Here is a 15,758-nt window from a genome sequence, read left to right on the forward strand (position 1 = left end):
CCCCCGCTCGGCCGCGAGCAGGACCAGGCCGACGTTGAGCGGGCCGGTCAGCGCCAGGTCCACGAGGGCGGTGCTCAGCGCCAGGCGGGCGATCACGGGGTGGCGGCGGAGGTAGGTCAGGCCGTCGGCCAGGTCCCGCCGGGCGGTAGCGGCGTCCTCGCGGGAGTCCGCCGAGCCCGCCTGCGCGCTCCCCTCCCCCTCCGCGCCGGCCAGGCTCCGCAGCCGTACCGCGTACAGCAGCGGGAGGGACAGCGCGAAGAGGACGCCGGCCACGGTGAACGCCGCCGCCGCTCCGCCCGCGCCCATCGCGAGGCCGCCCAGCGGGGGCCCCGCCACCTGTCCGAGGCGGATGGCCAGGGAGGCCATGCCCTGCACCCGCGCGTACTGAGCGGGCACGGTCAGCCGGGGCGGCAGCGCGCCCACGGCGGGTACGAACAGCGCGTCGACGGCTCCGAACAGGAGCGCGCCCACGACCAGCGGCCACAGTCCCGGAGCGGTGCGCCACAGCAGCAGCGCCACCGCCAGGACGACGGCGCAGCGGACGCCGTCGCTGCCGAGGACGACACGGCGCGGCCCGTACCGGTCGGCGACGACCCCGCCGCCCAGCATCAGTAACGCGCGCGGCACCGCGCCGACCGCCATGACCAGGCCGACGCCCGCCCCGTCGGTGGCCTGGTGGGCCGCCCAGCCGAAGGCGAGGAAGCACACGCTGTCGCCCACCATGGAGGCGGCGTACGCGGCGAGCCAGCGCAGGACGTCGCCGTCCCGGTGGGCGGGGGTCACGGCCGGAACGGGAACCCGTACAGGTGCAGGGCCACATGCTCGCGGTCCTCCGTGTCCCCGGCGGCCTCCGCCGCCCGGCCCCGCTCTCTCCACCGCTGCGCGACCTCGGCGAACTCCGCCTCGCACTCCGCCAGTTCGGCCGCGGTCAGCCGGGCGAAGTACTCGGAGGTGAAGGCGGCGTCCATCCAGGCGCGGGGCCAGGAGGCCGCCGTGTCGAGGAAGGCGGAGTACTGCTCGCTGCGCTTCTCCAGCAGCCGCCGGACAACCTGGGCGGCGACGGCGGCGCCCTCCGGGCGGTCGTCGAAGTCGGAGCTGCGGAAGCTGAACGGGCGCTCCGAGGGCGTCCACCAGCGCTCGCGCCCGTCGCACGCGCGGCCCTCGGGGGCGCCGGTCTCGGCGATGAAGCCGTGCTCGGCCATCTTCCGCAGGTGGTAGCTGACCAGCGAGACCGCCTCGTCCACCCGCTCGGCGAGCTGCGAGGCGGTCGCGACGCGGACGGCGGACAGGACGCGCAGCAACTCGATGCGGAGCGGGTGGGTGAAGACCTTCAGCGCCGCCGTGTCGGTGATGCGGTTCGGAGGTTCCGTCATACCCGGAACCTAGGTACGCAAGAAGAGTTGCGCAATACTTTTTGCGCAACTCTTCTTGTGCAACTCCCTGCCGGGGCTACGCCTTCCAGTCCCGCAGCCGCCGGGCGACGTCGCCGAGGCCGGCCCGCTGCTCGCGGGCCTCCTGGACCAGCTTCGCCATGCCGCCCGGCGGCGGCATGACCGGCTCACCGGACATCGCCATATACATCTGGGCGCAGGCCGCGCCGATCGCGGCGTTGTAGTCGGAGAACGGTTCGAGCAGCAGCGCCGTGTGCAGGAAGGTCGCAGCCCTGGTAGGCACCTCCTCGTAGTACGGCTCGCCCGCGATCCGCTCGTACTTGTGCCGCTCCGTCATGCAGTGCAAGCTGCCCCAGTCCCGGACAGGGGTGTTGGGGGGCGAGACCTCAATCTGGACATTGAGGATCCACCCCGCGTCGAGGTACAGGGTCATCGGCTCCCCTCCGGGAAAACGGACTCGAACTCGGCCATGTACTCCTGCGCGAGCTTCGCGGCACCCTCGACGAACTGCTGCTTCTGCCGCCGCCTGACGACGTCCTCGGTCAGTATGTCGTGGGCGAGGCGCTTGATCGCCTTGCCCTGCTCCTTGGCCTCGGCGCGCAGCTCGGCCAGCTCTTCCTCGGTGAACTCGATCGTGATCCCAGGCATACGAGCAGGCTAATCACGCTGGAACCATGATCACTACCCCGTTAACTACCACGAGTGAACCCGCAGCTCATCACGGATCCGCGCGCCCCCGGGCGGCGCTCCGCGCCGGAAGAGTGACCAGCAGCAGCCCGGCGAGCACCAGGGCCAGCCCGCCCCAGGCGCGCGCGTCGAGCCGTTCGCCGACCACCGCCACCCCCAGCAGGGCCGCGACCACCGACTCCAGCAGGCTCAGGGTCGTCGCCGCGCTCGGGGAGGTGCGGGCCAGGCCCGCGCCGAAGAGGACGTACGCGAGGCACATCGGCACGGCGGCCAGATAGCCCGCGACCGCCAGGCCGCGGGCCCCGCTCAGCAGCAGCGGGCCGCCCGTCACGGCCAGCACCGGGAGCAGCAGCAGCGAGCCGAGGCCGAAGAGCGCGCCCATGGCGGCCCGCGCGCGGTGGCCCCGGCGGATCAGGCCGGAGCCGCAGTACGCGTACCCGGCGTAGCCCGCGCCCGCGAGCAGCCCGAGGGCGATCCCCGCCGCCGGGTCCGGGGCCGTACCCGTGCCCGTGGCCTCCGCTTCCCCGCCGGTGAGGACGAGCGCGGCGCAGCCCAGCGCCGCGCACACCGTGGCCGCCGCCCAGCGGCGGGTCAGCCGGGTGCCGTCCAGGCCGCGCTCCAGCAGCGCGGCGAACACGGGTGCGGAGCCGATGGTGACGACGGTCCCGACGGCGACGCCGGCGCGGGCCATCGCGGAGTAGAAGGCGAGGGGGTAGACGGCGACCGCCAGTCCGCCGAGCAGCAGGCGCGGCAGCGTACCCGGTCCGCCGCGCGGGACGGCGAGGGCCGGGCGCCCGCCGAGCAGCAGTGTGAGCAGGCCGCCGATGCCTATGGTGGCGGCGCCGACGGCGAGCGGGGAGACGCCGGCCGGGGCGAAGTCGGCGGCGGTTCCCGTCGTGCCCCACAGCACGGCGGCGGCGAGGACGAAGAGCGGTCCCGCGGCGGCGCGGGCAGCGCCCAGCGAGGGCGCGGAGATTTCAGAAGAGATTTCAGGCATGCGGAAAGACACCCTGGTCCGTAGATCCGTAGAGAGGTCGGCTGCGGCGTGGTGAGGGCGCAGCCGACCGCGTACGCGGATCAGCGGTGTCTCAGCGGGTACCGGCAGCGGCGCTCGCCCCGTCCGGGGCCCGGACGGGGTGCGCTCGCTCAGCAGGTGCCGGCCGCCGGACGGCCTCGGCGGCCGGCCGCGCCCTCAGCGGGACGCCGGCGGCGGGGTGACAGCGTGCCAGTACGTGGTGTCCATGCGCGGCAGCGTAACCCGCGCGGGCCCGCTCCCGGCACCCCGTTTCCCGTGCTCGCGGTCACCGCTCCAGCCGCTCGGTCAGAATCCGCTGCAGCTCCCGCGCCGCGCGGGGCGGCGAGACGTCGCCCCGGTGCGCGACGGAGATGGTGCGGTGCAGTCCGGGCGCCACGAACCGGGTGGCCCGCAGTCCGGAGCGGTCGGCGACCATGCGGGGCACGACGGCGACCCCCAGCCCGGCCCGTACGAAGGCGAGGACCGCGTCCATCTCCCCGCCCTCGACGGCGAACACGGGCTCGAACCCGGCCTCGCGGCACGCGGACTCGGTGAACTCGCGCAGGTCGTAGCCGCGCCGGAACATCGCCAGCGGGCGCTCCCGCAGGTCCGCCACCCGGACCCGGGTGCCCCGCACGGGCGGTGCCGCGTCCGGCGCCGAGACCACGACCAGTTCCTCGCGCAGCAGTTCGGACGTGGCCAGCGCGGGCGCCTGCCCGGAGAGCGGGGTGATGATCAGCGCGAGGTCCAGTTCGCCCGCGGCGAGCACCCGGACCAGGTCCTGCGAGCCGTCCTCGTGCACGACCAGGTCGACGCCCGGGTAGCTGTCGTGGAAGGCGCGGAGCACGCCGGGCACCAGGCTGGCGCACAGGCTGGGCGTCGCCCCGAGCCGCACCCGTCCGCGCTGCAGCTTCGCGACCTCCTGCACCTCCCGCTGCGCGGTCTCGGTGTCGGCGAGGATACGGCGGGCCAGCGGCAGCAGCGCCTCGCCCGCGTCGGTGAGGGAGATATGGCCGCGCGCCCGGTGGAACAGCTCGGCGCCCAGCTCCCGCTCCAGCGCGATGATCTGCTGGGAGAGCGAGGGCTGCGCGACGTGCTCGCGCTGCGCGGCGCGGGTGAAGTGCCGGGTGTCGGCGACGGCTGCGAAGTACCGGAGCTGCTGGAGCTGCATACGGGCCAGGGTACCTACGCATAGGCAGTAGCTATCGACCTCAGCCGTACTATGTCTTGGACTGATCCCCGGTGCCGTCCCTACCGTCGGTTGCCATGGCACTGGCAACGCGCACGGAGCGCGGCTCCGCACCCGGCCCCCCACCGGGTCCCGCACGCTCCTTCTGGGGATCGACGATCGGCAAGAAGGCCGTCATGGCGGTCACCGGGCTGGCCATGCTGCTCTATCTGATCGCCCATATGCTGGGCAACCTCAAGGTCTTCTTCGGCCCGGACGAGATGAACGGCTACGCGCACTGGCTGCGCACCATCGGCGAACCGGTGCTGCACCACGAGTGGTTCCTGTGGATCGTGCGCTTCGGGCTGCTGGCCGCCGTGGTGCTGCACGGTGTGAGCGCGTACCAGCTCAGCCGCCGCGACCTCGCGGCCCGCCCCGTCAAGTACGCGCACGCCCGCCGCCGGGCGAGCTATGCGACCCGCACCATGCGCTGGGGCGGGGTGATCGTGGCGCTGTTCGTCGTCTGGCACCTCCTCGACCTGACGACCGGAACCGTGAACCCGCGCGGCGAGTCCGGGCACCCGTACGAGAACATCGTCGCCACCTTCGACACCTGGTACGGCGACACCATCTACATCGTCGCCATGCTCGCCGTCGGGCTGCACATCCGGCACGGCTTCTGGAGCGCCGCGCAGACGCTCGGCGCGGGCAGCCCCGGGCGCGCCAGGGCGCTCAAGGCCACCGCGAACATCCTCGCGCTCGTTCTCACCGCCGGTTTCCTCTCCGTGCCCCTCGCCGTCATGACGGGAGTCGTGAGCTGACATGGCCGATATGCAGGCGTATGAATCCTTCACCACCGGAGCCCCCCTCACCGACACCAAGGCGCCCGACGGGCCGATCGCGGAGCGCTGGGACCGGCGCCGCTTCGAGGCCAAGCTGGTCAACCCGGCCAACCGGCGCAAGCGCACCGTGATCGTCGTCGGCACCGGGCTGGCGGGCGGCTCGGCGGGCGCGACGCTCGCCGAACAGGGCTACCGCGTCATCCAGTTCTGCTACCAGGACTCGCCGCGCCGCGCGCACTCCGTCGCCGCGCAGGGCGGCATCAACGCCGCGAAGAACTACCGCAACGACGGCGACTCCGTCCACCGCCTGTTCTACGACACCGTCAAGGGCGGCGACTTCCGCGCCCGCGAGTCCAATGTGCACCGGCTGGCGGAGATCTCCACGCAGATCATCGACCAGTGCGTCGCCCAGGGCGTGCCGTTCGCCCGCGAGTACGGCGGGCTGCTGGACACCCGCTCGTTCGGCGGGGTGCAGGTCTCGCGGACGTTCTACGCGCGCGGCCAGACCGGGCAGCAGCTGCTGCTCGGCGCCTATCAGGCGCTCTCCCGGCAGATCGCCGCCGGGCGGGTGGAGATGCACCCGCGCACCGAGATGCTGGACCTGATCGTGATCGACGGCTACGCGCGCGGCATCGTCGCCCGCGACCTGCTCTCCGGCCGGATCGACAGCTACTTCGCGGACGCCGTGGTGCTGGCGACCGGCGGCTACGGCAACGTCTTCTACCTCTCCACCAACGCCAAGAACTCCAACGCCACCGCCGTGTGGCGGGCCCACCGGCGCGGCGCGCACTTCGCCAACCCCTGCTTCACCCAGATCCACCCCACCTGCATCCCGCGCTCCGGCGACCACCAGTCGAAGCTGACGCTGATGAGCGAGTCGCTCCGCAACGACGGGCGGATCTGGGTGCCGCGGCAGGCGGGGGACGACCGGCCGCCCGGCCGGATCCCGGAGGACGAGCGCGACTACTACCTGGAGCGGCAGTACCCCTCCTTCGGCAACCTGGTGCCGCGCGACATCGCCTCCCGCGCCGCCAAGCACGTGTGCGACGAGGGGCGCGGCGTCGGCCCCGGCGGGCAGGGCGTCTACCTCGACTTCGCGGACGCCATCGCGCGGATGGGCCGCGCGGCGGTCGAGGAGAGGTACGGCAACCTCTTCGAGATGTACGCGCGGATCACCGCGGAGGACCCGTACACCCGTCCGATGCGGATCTATCCGGCCATCCACTACACGATGGGCGGCCTGTGGGTGGACTACGACCTGCAGACCACCGTGCCCGGCCTGTTCGCCATCGGCGAAGCCAACTTCTCCGACCACGGCGCCAACCGGCTCGGCGCCTCCGCGCTGATGCAGGGCCTCGCGGACGGCTACTTCGTGCTGCCGGCCACCCTGGGCGACTATCTGGCCCGCCATCCGCACCAGGACGTCGACCCCGACCACCCGGCGGTGCACGAGACGGTCCTCGCCGTGACCGACCGGCTGTACCAGCTGCTGTCCAACAGCGGCGACCGCACCCCGGACTCCTTCCACCGCGAGCTCGGCGAGCTGCTGTGGGACCAGTGCGGGATGTCCCGCACCGAGGCGGGCCTGCACAAGGCGCTGGCCCGCATCCCGCAGCTGCGCGAGGAGTTCTGGGAGCGGATCCGGGTGCCCGGCAGCGGGGAGGCCCTCAACCAGTCCCTGGAGAAGGCCAACCGGATCGCCGACCACCTCGAACTCGCCGAGCTGATGTGCCTCGACGCGCTGCACCGCACCGAGTCCTGCGGCGGCCACTTCCGCGAGGAGAGCCGCACGGAGGACGGCGAGGCGGCCCGCGACGACGAGAAGTTCTCCTACGTCGCGGCCTGGGAGTTCACCGGCACCGGCCGTCCGCCGGTCCTCCACAAGGAGGCCCTGGACTTCGCATACGTACACCCCACCCAGCGGAGCTACACGTGAGACTCACCCTGCGCATCTGGCGCCAGCCGGACGCCGAAGCACCCGGCGCGATGCGGACGTACGAGGTCGAGGACATCTCGCCCGACATGTCCTTTCTGGAGATGCTGGACACGCTGAACGAGGCGCTGATCCTGCAGGGCGAGGAGCCCGTCGCCTTCGACCACGACTGCCGCGAGGGCATCTGCGGGGCCTGCGGCATGGTCATCAACGGCCAGGCCCACGGCCCGGAGCGGACGACGGCCTGCCAGCTCCATATGCGGCACTTCGCGGACGGGGACACCATCGACGTCGAGCCCTGGCGGGCCGCCGCGTTCCCGGTGGTACGGGACCTGATGGTGGACCGCTCCGCCTTCGACCGGATCATCGAAGCGGGCGGCTATGTGACGGCTCCCACCGGCAGCGCCCCGGAGGCCCACGCGACGCCCGTCCCCAAGCCGGACGCGGACACGGCCTTCGCGCACGCCGAGTGCATCGGCTGCGGCGCGTGTGTGGCCGCGTGCCCGAACGGCTCGGCGATGCTCTTCACCTCGGCGAAGGTCAACCACCTGGGCTCGCTGCCGCAGGGCGCCCCCGAGCGGGACACCCGGGTCCTGGACATGGTGGACCAGATGGACGCCGAGGGGTTCGGCGGCTGCACGCTCGCGGGCGAGTGCGCCACCGCGTGCCCGAAGGGGATTCCGCTGCCGTCGATCTCGGCGATGAACCGGGAGTTCCTGCGGGCCTCGCGGAGGCGGTGAGCACGCCGCCGGCGGGAGGGGCCCCGGTCAGCTGCCGGCCGGGGCCAGGGCGTACGCCTCCACCTCCAGCAGGAGGTCCGGCCGGAAGAGGGCCGACACCTGGACGGCCGTGCTGGCGGGGGGCCGCGACATGTCGACGACCTCGTCCCGCGCCCGGCGGATCGCGGGCAGGAACCCGACGTCCGTCACGAAGTACGTCAGCTTCACCACCTCGTCGAAGCCGACGCGCGCCGACGCCAGGCAGCGCCGCAGGTTCTCGAAGACCTGCCGGGCCTGCGCCTCCGGGTCCCCCTCCCCCACCAGCCGCCCCGACGCGTCCAGCGCGATCTGCCCGGAGACCACGACCAGCCTGCCGACGCCGGTCACCACGTTGGTGTACCCGTTGCCCGGGGCGACGCCGTCCGGCTCGGGGATGTGTGTGAGATCAGCCTTTTCGCTCATGCGGGCCATCCTCGCCGCCCGAGCCCTCACCGCACCACCGCATATCCTGCGGGGCAGCCAGGCGTGCGCCGCGGGGTGCGGCGCCGTTGCGGTTGCTCGCGCGGTTCCCCGCGCCCCTGGCCGGGGGCGCGGGAGTCTCAGGCCAGCCGGTCCAGGAGCCAGGCGACGAGGTGCGGGCGCACCGCGCCGTGCGGGGAGTTCTCCGTGTCGCAGCGGAACTCGTCCAGCTCGGCGCTCCCGGGCGGCAGCGCCGACAGGTCGGCGTACAGGTCGACCGGCCAGGCCACCGGGTCGTGGTCGAGGGCGACCGCGCTCACGGCGGGCACGAAGCAGCAGCGCCGCAGCGCGGCGTTCGCGATCTTCGCGCCGAGCGCGTCCGCGAGCAGGCCGTAGGACTCCAGGGTGCCGCCGGGAGCACCGTCGAACGCCGGGACCCCGCTGGTCGTGCTGCTGCGCCAGATGTCCAGCGCCCGGATCCGCCCCGCGAACCGCCCCTCCCCGAGGCGGGGCTGGGTGCGGACGGTGGCCTGCAGACAGCCGGCCAGCTCGCTCCAGTCGAACACCTGCGTGCCCGGCGGGACGTCGCGCCCCGCTCCGGTGCCGCTGCCGTTGGCGACGCCCAGACGGCGCGGCGTACGCGGGAACCAGCCGACCCGGCGCAGCTCCGCCAGGAACCGCGCGCGCAGCGGGCTCGCCGTGGCGACGGGGCCCGCGTACTCCGCGTCCGGCACCCAGCCCCACAGCGTCTGCTGCGCCGCCGGGCTGCGCACCAGCGCGGCCTGGGCCGCGCCGGGGCGCGGGTCCAGCGCCTCCAGCACATGGGCGGTCTGCTGCAGGACCAGCGGGAGGACGGCGCCGTTGTGCGGGGTGTCGTAGGAGACGTACCGCCCGGCGCGGTGCTCCTCGCCTTCGTGCTCCATACGGGCCAGCGCGTAGCGGGTGGCCAGGCCGCCGGTGCCGACGCCGCCGACGGTCAGCGGTTCGAACCCCGCCCGCCCGGCCTGCCGGGCGATGACCTTGCGCAGACAGCTGACGGCGACGGCGGCGTTGGCGTCGAGCGCGGCGTGCCGCTCGGCGAAGCCGAGCAGGACGACGTCGGTGCCGGCCGCGCGCAGCGGGTCCAGCAGCGTGTGGAGGTGCGCGTACAGCCCGGCCAGGTCGCTGGGGCCGTAGCCGAAGCCGTCGGCGAGGACGAGCGGACGCTCCAGGGCGCGGCGGCCGTGCGCGTGGTGCACCGCCGCGCAGCCCCGGGCACGGCCCCAGGCGGGCGCCAGCTCCCACCGCTCGTCGGGCGGGGGCGCCGGGCGGTCCGGGTACGCAGGGGGCGCGAGGAGCACCCCTTCGGGGAGGGCCTCCGCGAGGGCGCCGGGGCCGGGGAGCGGGGCGCGCTCCGTGGCCCACGGCTCGTACGAGACGTCCGTCCGCGCATCCATCGGTCTCCTAGCGAGGGGCCCCCTCGGGTCGGAAGCTCCCCCTCCTTCGGGTGGGGAGCGGAGTCACAGCCCCTCCCTCCGTCGGGCAGTCTGCGGCGGACGCACGGGAGTTGGCAAGCGCAGAACAGCTCCCGGAACCGCCATGGACGCCCCGCAGGGAACCCCCCGTCGCGGCGGCCCCGGCTCAGCAACAGTGACGCGGCTCAGCGAACCGGGTGGCCCGCATCCCGCAGCGTCGACTTCACCTCGCCGATCCGCAGATCCCCGAAGTGGAACACCGACGCCGCCAGCACGGCGTCCGCGCCCGCCGCGATCGCGGGCGGGAAGTGCGCGAGCGCCCCCGCGCCCCCGCTGGCGATGACGGGGATGCCCACATGCCTCCGCACGGCCTCGATCATCCGCGTGTCGTAGCCGTCCTTCGTGCCGTCCGCGTCCATCGAGTTGAGCAGGATCTCCCCGGCGCCCAGCTCCGCGGCGCGGTGCGCCCACTCGACGGCGTCGATTCCGGCGCCCCGGCGCCCGCCGTGCGTCGTCACCTCGAACGACGCGCTGTCCCGCGCGCGGCGCCGGGCGTCCACGGACAGCACCAGCACCTGGCTTCCGAACCGTTCCGCGATCTCCCGGATCAGCTCGGGCCGCTCGATGGCGGCGGTGTTGACCCCGACCTTGTCGGCCCCGGCGCGCAGCAGCCGGTCGACGTCCCCGGCGGCGCGGACGCCGCCGCCCACCGTCAGCGGGATGAACACCTGCTCGGCGGTGCGCCGCACCACGTCGTAGGTCGTCTCGCGGTCCCCGGAGGACGCGGTGATGTCGAGGAACGTCAGCTCGTCGGCGCCCTCCGCGTCGTACACCTTCGCCATCTCCACCGGGTCCCCGGCGTCGCGCAGGTTCCGGAAGTTGACGCCCTTGACGACCCGGCCGCCGTCCACGTCCAGGCAGGGGATCACTCGGACCGCCAAGGACATTCCCTCAAGCTCCTCTGTACGCTTCGACCTCGACCTCGACGACCAGGCTCGGGTCGACAAAGCCGGAGACGACGATCATCGACGCGACCGGGCGGACCGCGTCGAACAGCTCCTTGTGGGCCCGGCCCACCTCGTCCACATCCCGCGAGTGGGTGATGTACATCCGCGTGCGCACCACGCTCTGCGGGCCGAGCCCCATCCCCTCCAGCGTCTTGAGCGCGACGCCGAAGGAGGTGACCGCCTGCTCGTAGGGGCCGCCCTCGGCGATCACGCCGTCGACGACCGAGGTGCAGCCCGCCACCAGCACCAGGCCGCCCGGCAGCTCCACCGCGCGGGAGTAGCCGAACGCCTCCTCCCAGGGAGCCCCGGACGCCACCCGCTGGATCTCCGTCATGCGGCCACCGCCTCCAATGCCTCTTCCAAGGTGAACGCCTTGGCGTAGAGGGCCTTTCCGACGATGGCGCCCTCGACACCCTCCGGTACCAGGGTCGCGATGGCCCGCAGGTCGTCAAGGGAGGAAACGCCGCCGCTGGCGACCACCGGCCGGTCGGTGGCGGCGCACACGTCGCGCAGCAGCCGGAGGTTCGGGCCGCGCAGGGTGCCGTCCTTGTTGATGTCGGTGACGACATAGCGGGCGCAGCCCTCGGCGTCCAGCCGCTCCAGCGTCTCGAAGAGGTCGCCGCCGTCCCGCGTCCAGCCGCGCCCGCGCAGCGTCGTGCCGCGTACGTCCAAGCCGACGGCGATCCGCTCGCCGTGCTCGGCGATGACCTTGGCCACCCATGCGGGGCTCTCCAGCGCGGCGGTGCCGAGGTTCACCCGGGTGCAGCCGGTCGCGAGCGCGGCGGCGAGCGAGTCGTCGTCGCGGATCCCGCCGGACAGCTCCACCCTCAGCTCCATCGCCCCGGCCACCTCGGCGATCCGGGCGCGGTTGTCGCCGGTGCCGAACGCGGCGTCCAGGTCGACCAGGTGGAGCCACTCGGCTCCGGCGCGCTGCCAGGCGAGGGCGGCCTCCAGCGGGTCGCCGTAGGAGGTCTCGGAGCCGGACTCGCCGTGCACCAGACGGACGGCCTGCCCGTCGCGGACATCGACGGCGGGCAGCAGTTCGAGCTTTTTCACGGGGCTCTCCGGGCTCACAGGGTTCCGATCCAGTTCGAGAGGAGTTCCGCCCCGGCGTCGCCGGACTTCTCCGGGTGGAACTGCGTGGCCCACAGCGGGCCGTTCTCGACGGCGGCCACGAACGGGCTGCCGTGCGTCGTCCAGCTCACCCGGGGCGCGGCCATCGCCGGGTTGGACGCCTCCAGCTCCCAGTCGTGGACGGCGTAGGAGTGGACGAAGTAGTAGCGCGCGTCGGCCGGGAGGCCAGCGAAGAGGCGGGAGCCCTCGGCCACCTCGACGGTGTTCCAGCCCATGTGCGGGACGGGGTGCCGCTCGTCCGCCTTCAGCGGGCCGACGGTGCCCGGCCACTCGTCCAGGCCCTCGGCCTCGTGGCCGTGCTCGATGCCGCGAGCGAACAGGATCTGCATGCCGACGCAGATGCCCATGACCGGCCGCCCTCCGGCCAGCCGCCGCCCGACGACCCAGTGGCCGCGCGCCGCGCGCAGCCCGTCCATACAGGCGGCGAACGCGCCGACGCCGGGCACCAGCAGGCCGTCGGCCGCCATCGCGCGGTCGTAGTCGCGGGTGATCTCGACGTCCGCGCCGACCCGGGCGAGGGCGCGCTCGGCGGAGCGCACGTTGCCGAAGCCGTAGTCGAAGACCACCACGCTCTTGCGCACGCTCGTGCGGTCGGCCATGGCTACCACTCCACCCGCAGGATCCCGGCGAGCAGCGCGAGCGCCGAGGCGGAGCCCAGCAGCACCACCACGCCCTTGGGCAGCTGCTGCTTCCAGAAGGAGAAGGCCCCTCCCGCCAGGAACAGCCCCACGAAGATGAGCAGCGTCGACAGCCCCGTCACCGTGCCACCCCGTTCGCCCCGCCGCGGCAGCGCGCGGGCATCGTCGCCGTCTGCGGCCCGACAGCCGCGCGTGCGGCGCCGCTCACAGCGCCCCCTTCGTCGACGGGACGACGTCCCGCTGGCGCGGGTCGATCTCGGCGGCGTACCGCAGTGCGCGGGCCAGGGCCTTGAACTGGCACTCGACGATGTGGTGCGCGTTGCGCCCGTACGGCACGTGGACGTGCAGCGCGATCTGGGCCTGCGCGACGAACGACTCCAGGATGTGCCGGGTCATCGTCGTGTCGTAGTCCCGGCCGATGAGCGGCGCCATGCCCTCCGGTTCGGTGTGCACGAGATACGGGCGGCCCGACAGGTCGACGGTGACCTGCGCCAGGGACTCGTCCAGCGGGACGGAGGCGCCGGCGAAGCGGACGATGCCCCGCTTGTCGCCGAGGGCCTGCTTGAACGCGGCGCCGAGGGCGAGCGCGGTGTCCTCGATGGTGTGGTGGCTGTCGATGTGCAGATCGCCCTCGGTCTTGACCGTCAGGTCGAAGAGGCCGTGGCGGCCGAGCTGGTCGAGCATGTGGTCGTAGAAGCCCACCCCGGTCGACACGTCGACCCGGCCGGTGCCGTCGAGGTCGATCTCGGCGACGACCGAGGTCTCCTTGGTGGTGCGCTCCACGCGGCCTCTGCGCGTCATCTCTCGCTCTTCTCCTTGAGGTCCTTCGTCACGGCTCGCACCGCTTCGAGAAACGCGTCGTTCTCCTCCGGCGTCCCGGCCGTCACCCGCAGCCAGCCCGGCACCCCGTTGTCCCGGACGAGCACGCCGTGTGCGAGCAGCGCCTGCCACGCCTCGTGGCTGTCGGCGAAGCGGCCGAACTGCACGAAGTTGGCGTCCGACGGTGTGACCTCGCATCCGGCCGCGCGCAGCCCGGTCACCAGCCGGTCCCGCTCGGCCTTGAGCTGCTCGACGTACCCGAGCAGGGTATCGGTGTGCTCCAGCGCGGCGAGCGCGGTGGCCTGGGTGACGGCCGACAGGTGGTACGGCAGCCGCACGAGCTGCACCGCGTCCACCACCGCCGGGTCGGCGGCGAGATAGCCGAGCCGCAGCCCGGCGGCGCCGAACGCCTTGGACATGGTCCGGGACAGCACCAGCGTCGGGCGCCCCTCGATCAGCGGCAGCAGCGAGGGGTGGTGCGAGAACTCGCCGTACGCCTCGTCCACCACGACCAGCGCCCCGTACTCCGGGCGTGCGGCCTGCGCCGCCGCGTAGAGCCGCAGCACGGTCGCCTCGTCGACGGCCGTGCCCGTGGGGTTGTTGGGCGAGCAGACGAAGACCACGTCCGGGCGGTGCTCGGCGATCGCGCGCTCGGCGGCCTCGACGTCGATGGTGAAGTCGGCGTTGCGGGGGCCGGAGAGCCAGCCGGTGCCGGTGCCGCGCGAGATGAGGGCGTGCATCGAGTACGACGGCTCGAAGCCCAGCGCGGTGCGCCCCGGGCCGCCGAAGGTCTGGAGGAGCTGCTGGATCACCTCGTTCGAGCCGTTGGCCGCCCACACCTGCGCGTGGCCGACCCGGTGCCCGGCCGTACGGGTCAGATAGCGGGCCAGCTCGGTGCGCAGCTCGACCGCGTCCCGGTCGGGGTAGCGGTTGAGCCGCCGGGCCGCCTCGGTGACCCGCTCGGCGATCCGCTCGACCAGCTCCTCGGGGAGCGGATACGGGTTCTCGTTGGTGTTCAGACGCACGGGCACATCGAGCTGGGGGGCGCCATAGGGGGACTTGCCGCGCAGCTCGTCCCGCAGCGGGAGGGAGTCGATCGTGCTCACTCGGGCCTCGGCACCTTCCAGTCGAACCTTGCCTTCAGCGCGGCGCCGTGGGCCGGCAGGTCCTCGGCCTCGGCGAGGGTCACCACGTGGTGGGCGACGTCCGCGAGCGCGTCGCGGGTGTAGTCCACCACGTGGATGCCGCGCAGGAAGGACTGCACGGACAGCCCGGAGGAGTGGCAGGCGCAGCCGCCGGTGGGCAGCACATGGTTGGAGCCCGCGGCGTAGTCGCCGAGCGAGACCGGGGCGTACGGGCCGACGAACACCGCGCCGGCGTTGACCACCCGGGAGGCCCACCGCGCGGCGTCGGCGGTCTGGATCTCCAGGTGCTCGGCGGCGTACGCGTTCACCACCTCCAGGCCCTGCTCCAGCGAGCCGACCAGCACGATGCCGGACTGCCGGCCGGACAGCGCCTCCGCGATGCGCTCGCGGTGCCGGGTGGCGGACACCTGCTCCTTCAGCTCCGCCTCGACCGCCTCGGCCAGCGCCTCGGACGGGGTGACGAGGACGGCGGCGGCCACCACGTCGTGCTCGGCCTGGCTGATCAGGTCGGCGGCGACGTGCGCGGGCTCGGCCGTGTCGTCCGCGAGGATCGCGATCTCGGTCGGGCCCGCCTCGGAGTCGATCCCGATGACGCCCTTGAGCAGCCGCTTGGCGGCGGCCACGAAGATGTTGCCGGGGCCGGTGACCAGATTGACCGGGGCGCACTCCTCGGTGCCGTACGCGAACATCGCGACGGCCTGCGCGCCGCCCGCCGCGTACACCTCGTCCACGCCGAGCAGGGCGCACGCGGCGAGGATCGTCGGATGCGGCAGGCCGCCGAACTCGCTCTGCGGCGGCGAGGAGACCGCGAGCGAGCCGACCCGGGCCTCCTGCGCGGGCACCACGTTCATCACCACGGAGGACGGATAGACGGCCCGGCCGCCCGGCACGTACAGCCCCACGCGCTCGACGGGCACCCACCGCTCGGTGACGGTGCCGCCGGGCACGACCTGGGTGGTGGTGTCGGTGCGGCGCTGGTCCCGGTGCACGGCGCGGGCCCGCCGGATCGCCTCCTCCAGCGCGGCCCGCACGGCCGGGTCCAGCCCGGCCAGGGCCTCGCTCAGCGCCTGAGCCGGGACCCGGAGCCGCTCGGGGCGTACGCCGTCGAACCGCTCCGTGGCGTCCAGCACGGCCGCGGTGCCCCGGTGCCGCACGTCGTCGCAGAGGGCCCGCACCTTCTCCAGGGCGGCCTCCACGTCCAACTCGGCACGGGGCAGCAGGTCACGGTCGAGCGCCGAGGCGCGCAGGTCGATTCGGGGAATCACACTCCCCAGTCTCTCAGACCGCACACGTGCGCCCGCCCGCTGTATCAGTGTCTGATACGGGGGGGTCCCGCGGGGCGGGCGG

At 73.5% G+C, this 15,758-nt stretch carries 19 protein-coding genes; 3 read left to right on the forward strand and 16 right to left on the reverse strand.

The window, feature by feature from the left end; translation table 11 throughout:
- The 6 genes from G5C65_RS15395 to G5C65_RS15420 all read right to left on the reverse strand — a co-directional run.
- The coding region (locus G5C65_RS15395; RefSeq protein ID WP_338146410.1) for an MFS transporter at positions 1–783 on the reverse strand (783 nt) is incomplete at its 3' end.
- The gene (locus G5C65_RS15400; RefSeq protein WP_165299396.1) at positions 780–1,373 is read right to left on the reverse strand and encodes a winged helix-turn-helix domain-containing protein; all 594 of its coding nucleotides are present in this window, start codon (positions 1,371–1,373) and stop codon (positions 780–782) included. The genes G5C65_RS15400 and G5C65_RS15395, both read right to left, overlap by 4 nt.
- A gap of 76 nt (positions 1,374–1,449) precedes the next feature.
- Complete coding sequence (locus G5C65_RS15405) at positions 1,450–1,824, reverse strand: hypothetical protein (protein ID WP_165299397.1); 375 nt, start codon at positions 1,822–1,824, stop codon at positions 1,450–1,452.
- On the reverse strand, positions 1,821–2,039 hold the full coding sequence (locus G5C65_RS15410) for a hypothetical protein (protein ID WP_165299398.1): 219 nt from the start codon (positions 2,037–2,039) through the stop codon (positions 1,821–1,823). Before G5C65_RS15410 ends, G5C65_RS15405 begins: the two co-directional genes overlap by 4 nt.
- A gap of 70 nt (positions 2,040–2,109) precedes the next feature.
- Entirely contained in the window at positions 2,110–3,075 is a 966-nt protein-coding gene (locus G5C65_RS15415) for a DMT family transporter (RefSeq protein WP_206441832.1), read from the reverse strand.
- A gap of 304 nt (positions 3,076–3,379) precedes the next feature.
- Positions 3,380–4,264 (reverse strand): LysR family transcriptional regulator, encoded by an 885-nt coding sequence (locus tag G5C65_RS15420; RefSeq protein WP_165299399.1) that lies wholly within the window; start codon positions 4,262–4,264, stop codon positions 3,380–3,382.
- A gap of 95 nt (positions 4,265–4,359) precedes the next feature.
- Here G5C65_RS15420 and G5C65_RS15425 point away from each other — a divergent pair, with 95 nt between their 5' ends.
- From G5C65_RS15425 to G5C65_RS15435, 3 genes are read left to right on the forward strand one after another with little or no spacing between them, the layout of a single operon-like run.
- Complete coding sequence (locus tag G5C65_RS15425) at positions 4,360–5,082, forward strand: succinate dehydrogenase cytochrome b subunit (RefSeq protein WP_165299400.1); 723 nt, start codon at positions 4,360–4,362, stop codon at positions 5,080–5,082.
- Between the two features lie 10 nt (positions 5,083–5,092).
- The gene (locus G5C65_RS15430) at positions 5,093–7,039 is read left to right on the forward strand and encodes a fumarate reductase/succinate dehydrogenase flavoprotein subunit (protein WP_165299414.1); all 1,947 of its coding nucleotides are present in this window, start codon (positions 5,093–5,095) and stop codon (positions 7,037–7,039) included.
- Positions 7,036–7,776, forward strand: a complete 741-nt coding sequence (locus G5C65_RS15435; protein WP_165299401.1) for a succinate dehydrogenase/fumarate reductase iron-sulfur subunit — start codon at positions 7,036–7,038, stop codon at positions 7,774–7,776. The genes G5C65_RS15430 and G5C65_RS15435 overlap by 4 nt, the downstream gene beginning before the upstream one ends.
- Positions 7,777–7,803: 27 nt before the next feature.
- On the opposite strand, the gene G5C65_RS15440 is transcribed toward G5C65_RS15435, so the two are convergent.
- The 10 genes from G5C65_RS15440 to hisD form a co-directional block, all read right to left on the reverse strand.
- Positions 7,804–8,217 (reverse strand): RidA family protein, encoded by a 414-nt coding sequence (locus G5C65_RS15440; RefSeq protein ID WP_165299402.1) that lies wholly within the window; start codon positions 8,215–8,217, stop codon positions 7,804–7,806.
- A 137-nt stretch (positions 8,218–8,354) separates the two neighbouring features.
- Positions 8,355–9,650, reverse strand: a complete 1,296-nt coding sequence (locus tag G5C65_RS15445; RefSeq protein ID WP_165299403.1) for a hypothetical protein — start codon at positions 9,648–9,650, stop codon at positions 8,355–8,357.
- A 203-nt stretch (positions 9,651–9,853) separates the two neighbouring features.
- Entirely contained in the window at positions 9,854–10,615 is a 762-nt protein-coding gene (gene hisF / locus G5C65_RS15450; protein WP_165299404.1) for an imidazole glycerol phosphate synthase subunit HisF, read from the reverse strand.
- Positions 10,616–10,619: 4 nt separating this feature from the next.
- Positions 10,620–11,009, reverse strand: a complete 390-nt coding sequence (locus G5C65_RS15455) for a Rid family hydrolase (RefSeq protein ID WP_165299405.1) — start codon at positions 11,007–11,009, stop codon at positions 10,620–10,622.
- The gene (priA, locus tag G5C65_RS15460) at positions 11,006–11,731 is read right to left on the reverse strand and encodes a bifunctional 1-(5-phosphoribosyl)-5-((5-phosphoribosylamino)methylideneamino)imidazole-4-carboxamide isomerase/phosphoribosylanthranilate isomerase PriA (RefSeq protein WP_165299406.1); all 726 of its coding nucleotides are present in this window, start codon (positions 11,729–11,731) and stop codon (positions 11,006–11,008) included. The genes G5C65_RS15455 and priA overlap by 4 nt, the downstream gene beginning before the upstream one ends.
- Positions 11,732–11,745: 14 nt before the next feature.
- On the reverse strand, positions 11,746–12,408 hold the full coding sequence (gene hisH / locus G5C65_RS15465; RefSeq protein ID WP_165299407.1) for an imidazole glycerol phosphate synthase subunit HisH: 663 nt from the start codon (positions 12,406–12,408) through the stop codon (positions 11,746–11,748).
- Between the two features lie 2 nt (positions 12,409–12,410).
- Positions 12,411–12,569: a DUF4175 domain-containing protein gene (locus G5C65_RS15470; RefSeq protein WP_165299408.1), complete on the reverse strand. Its 159-nt coding sequence runs from the start codon at positions 12,567–12,569 to the stop codon at positions 12,411–12,413.
- A gap of 82 nt (positions 12,570–12,651) precedes the next feature.
- Positions 12,652–13,248, reverse strand: a complete 597-nt coding sequence (hisB, locus tag G5C65_RS15475; protein WP_165299409.1) for an imidazoleglycerol-phosphate dehydratase HisB — start codon at positions 13,246–13,248, stop codon at positions 12,652–12,654.
- Positions 13,245–14,372 (reverse strand): histidinol-phosphate transaminase, encoded by a 1,128-nt coding sequence (locus tag G5C65_RS15480; RefSeq protein WP_165299410.1) that lies wholly within the window; start codon positions 14,370–14,372, stop codon positions 13,245–13,247. Before G5C65_RS15480 ends, hisB begins: the two co-directional genes overlap by 4 nt.
- Entirely contained in the window at positions 14,369–15,676 is a 1,308-nt protein-coding gene (gene hisD, locus G5C65_RS15485) for a histidinol dehydrogenase (protein WP_165299411.1), read from the reverse strand. The genes G5C65_RS15480 and hisD overlap by 4 nt, the downstream gene beginning before the upstream one ends.
- Positions 15,677–15,758 lie beyond the last annotated feature (82 nt).

The organism is Streptomyces boncukensis (assembly GCF_011045075.1).
In the GTDB taxonomy this organism is placed as follows: domain Bacteria; phylum Actinomycetota; class Actinomycetes; order Streptomycetales; family Streptomycetaceae; genus Streptomyces; species Streptomyces boncukensis.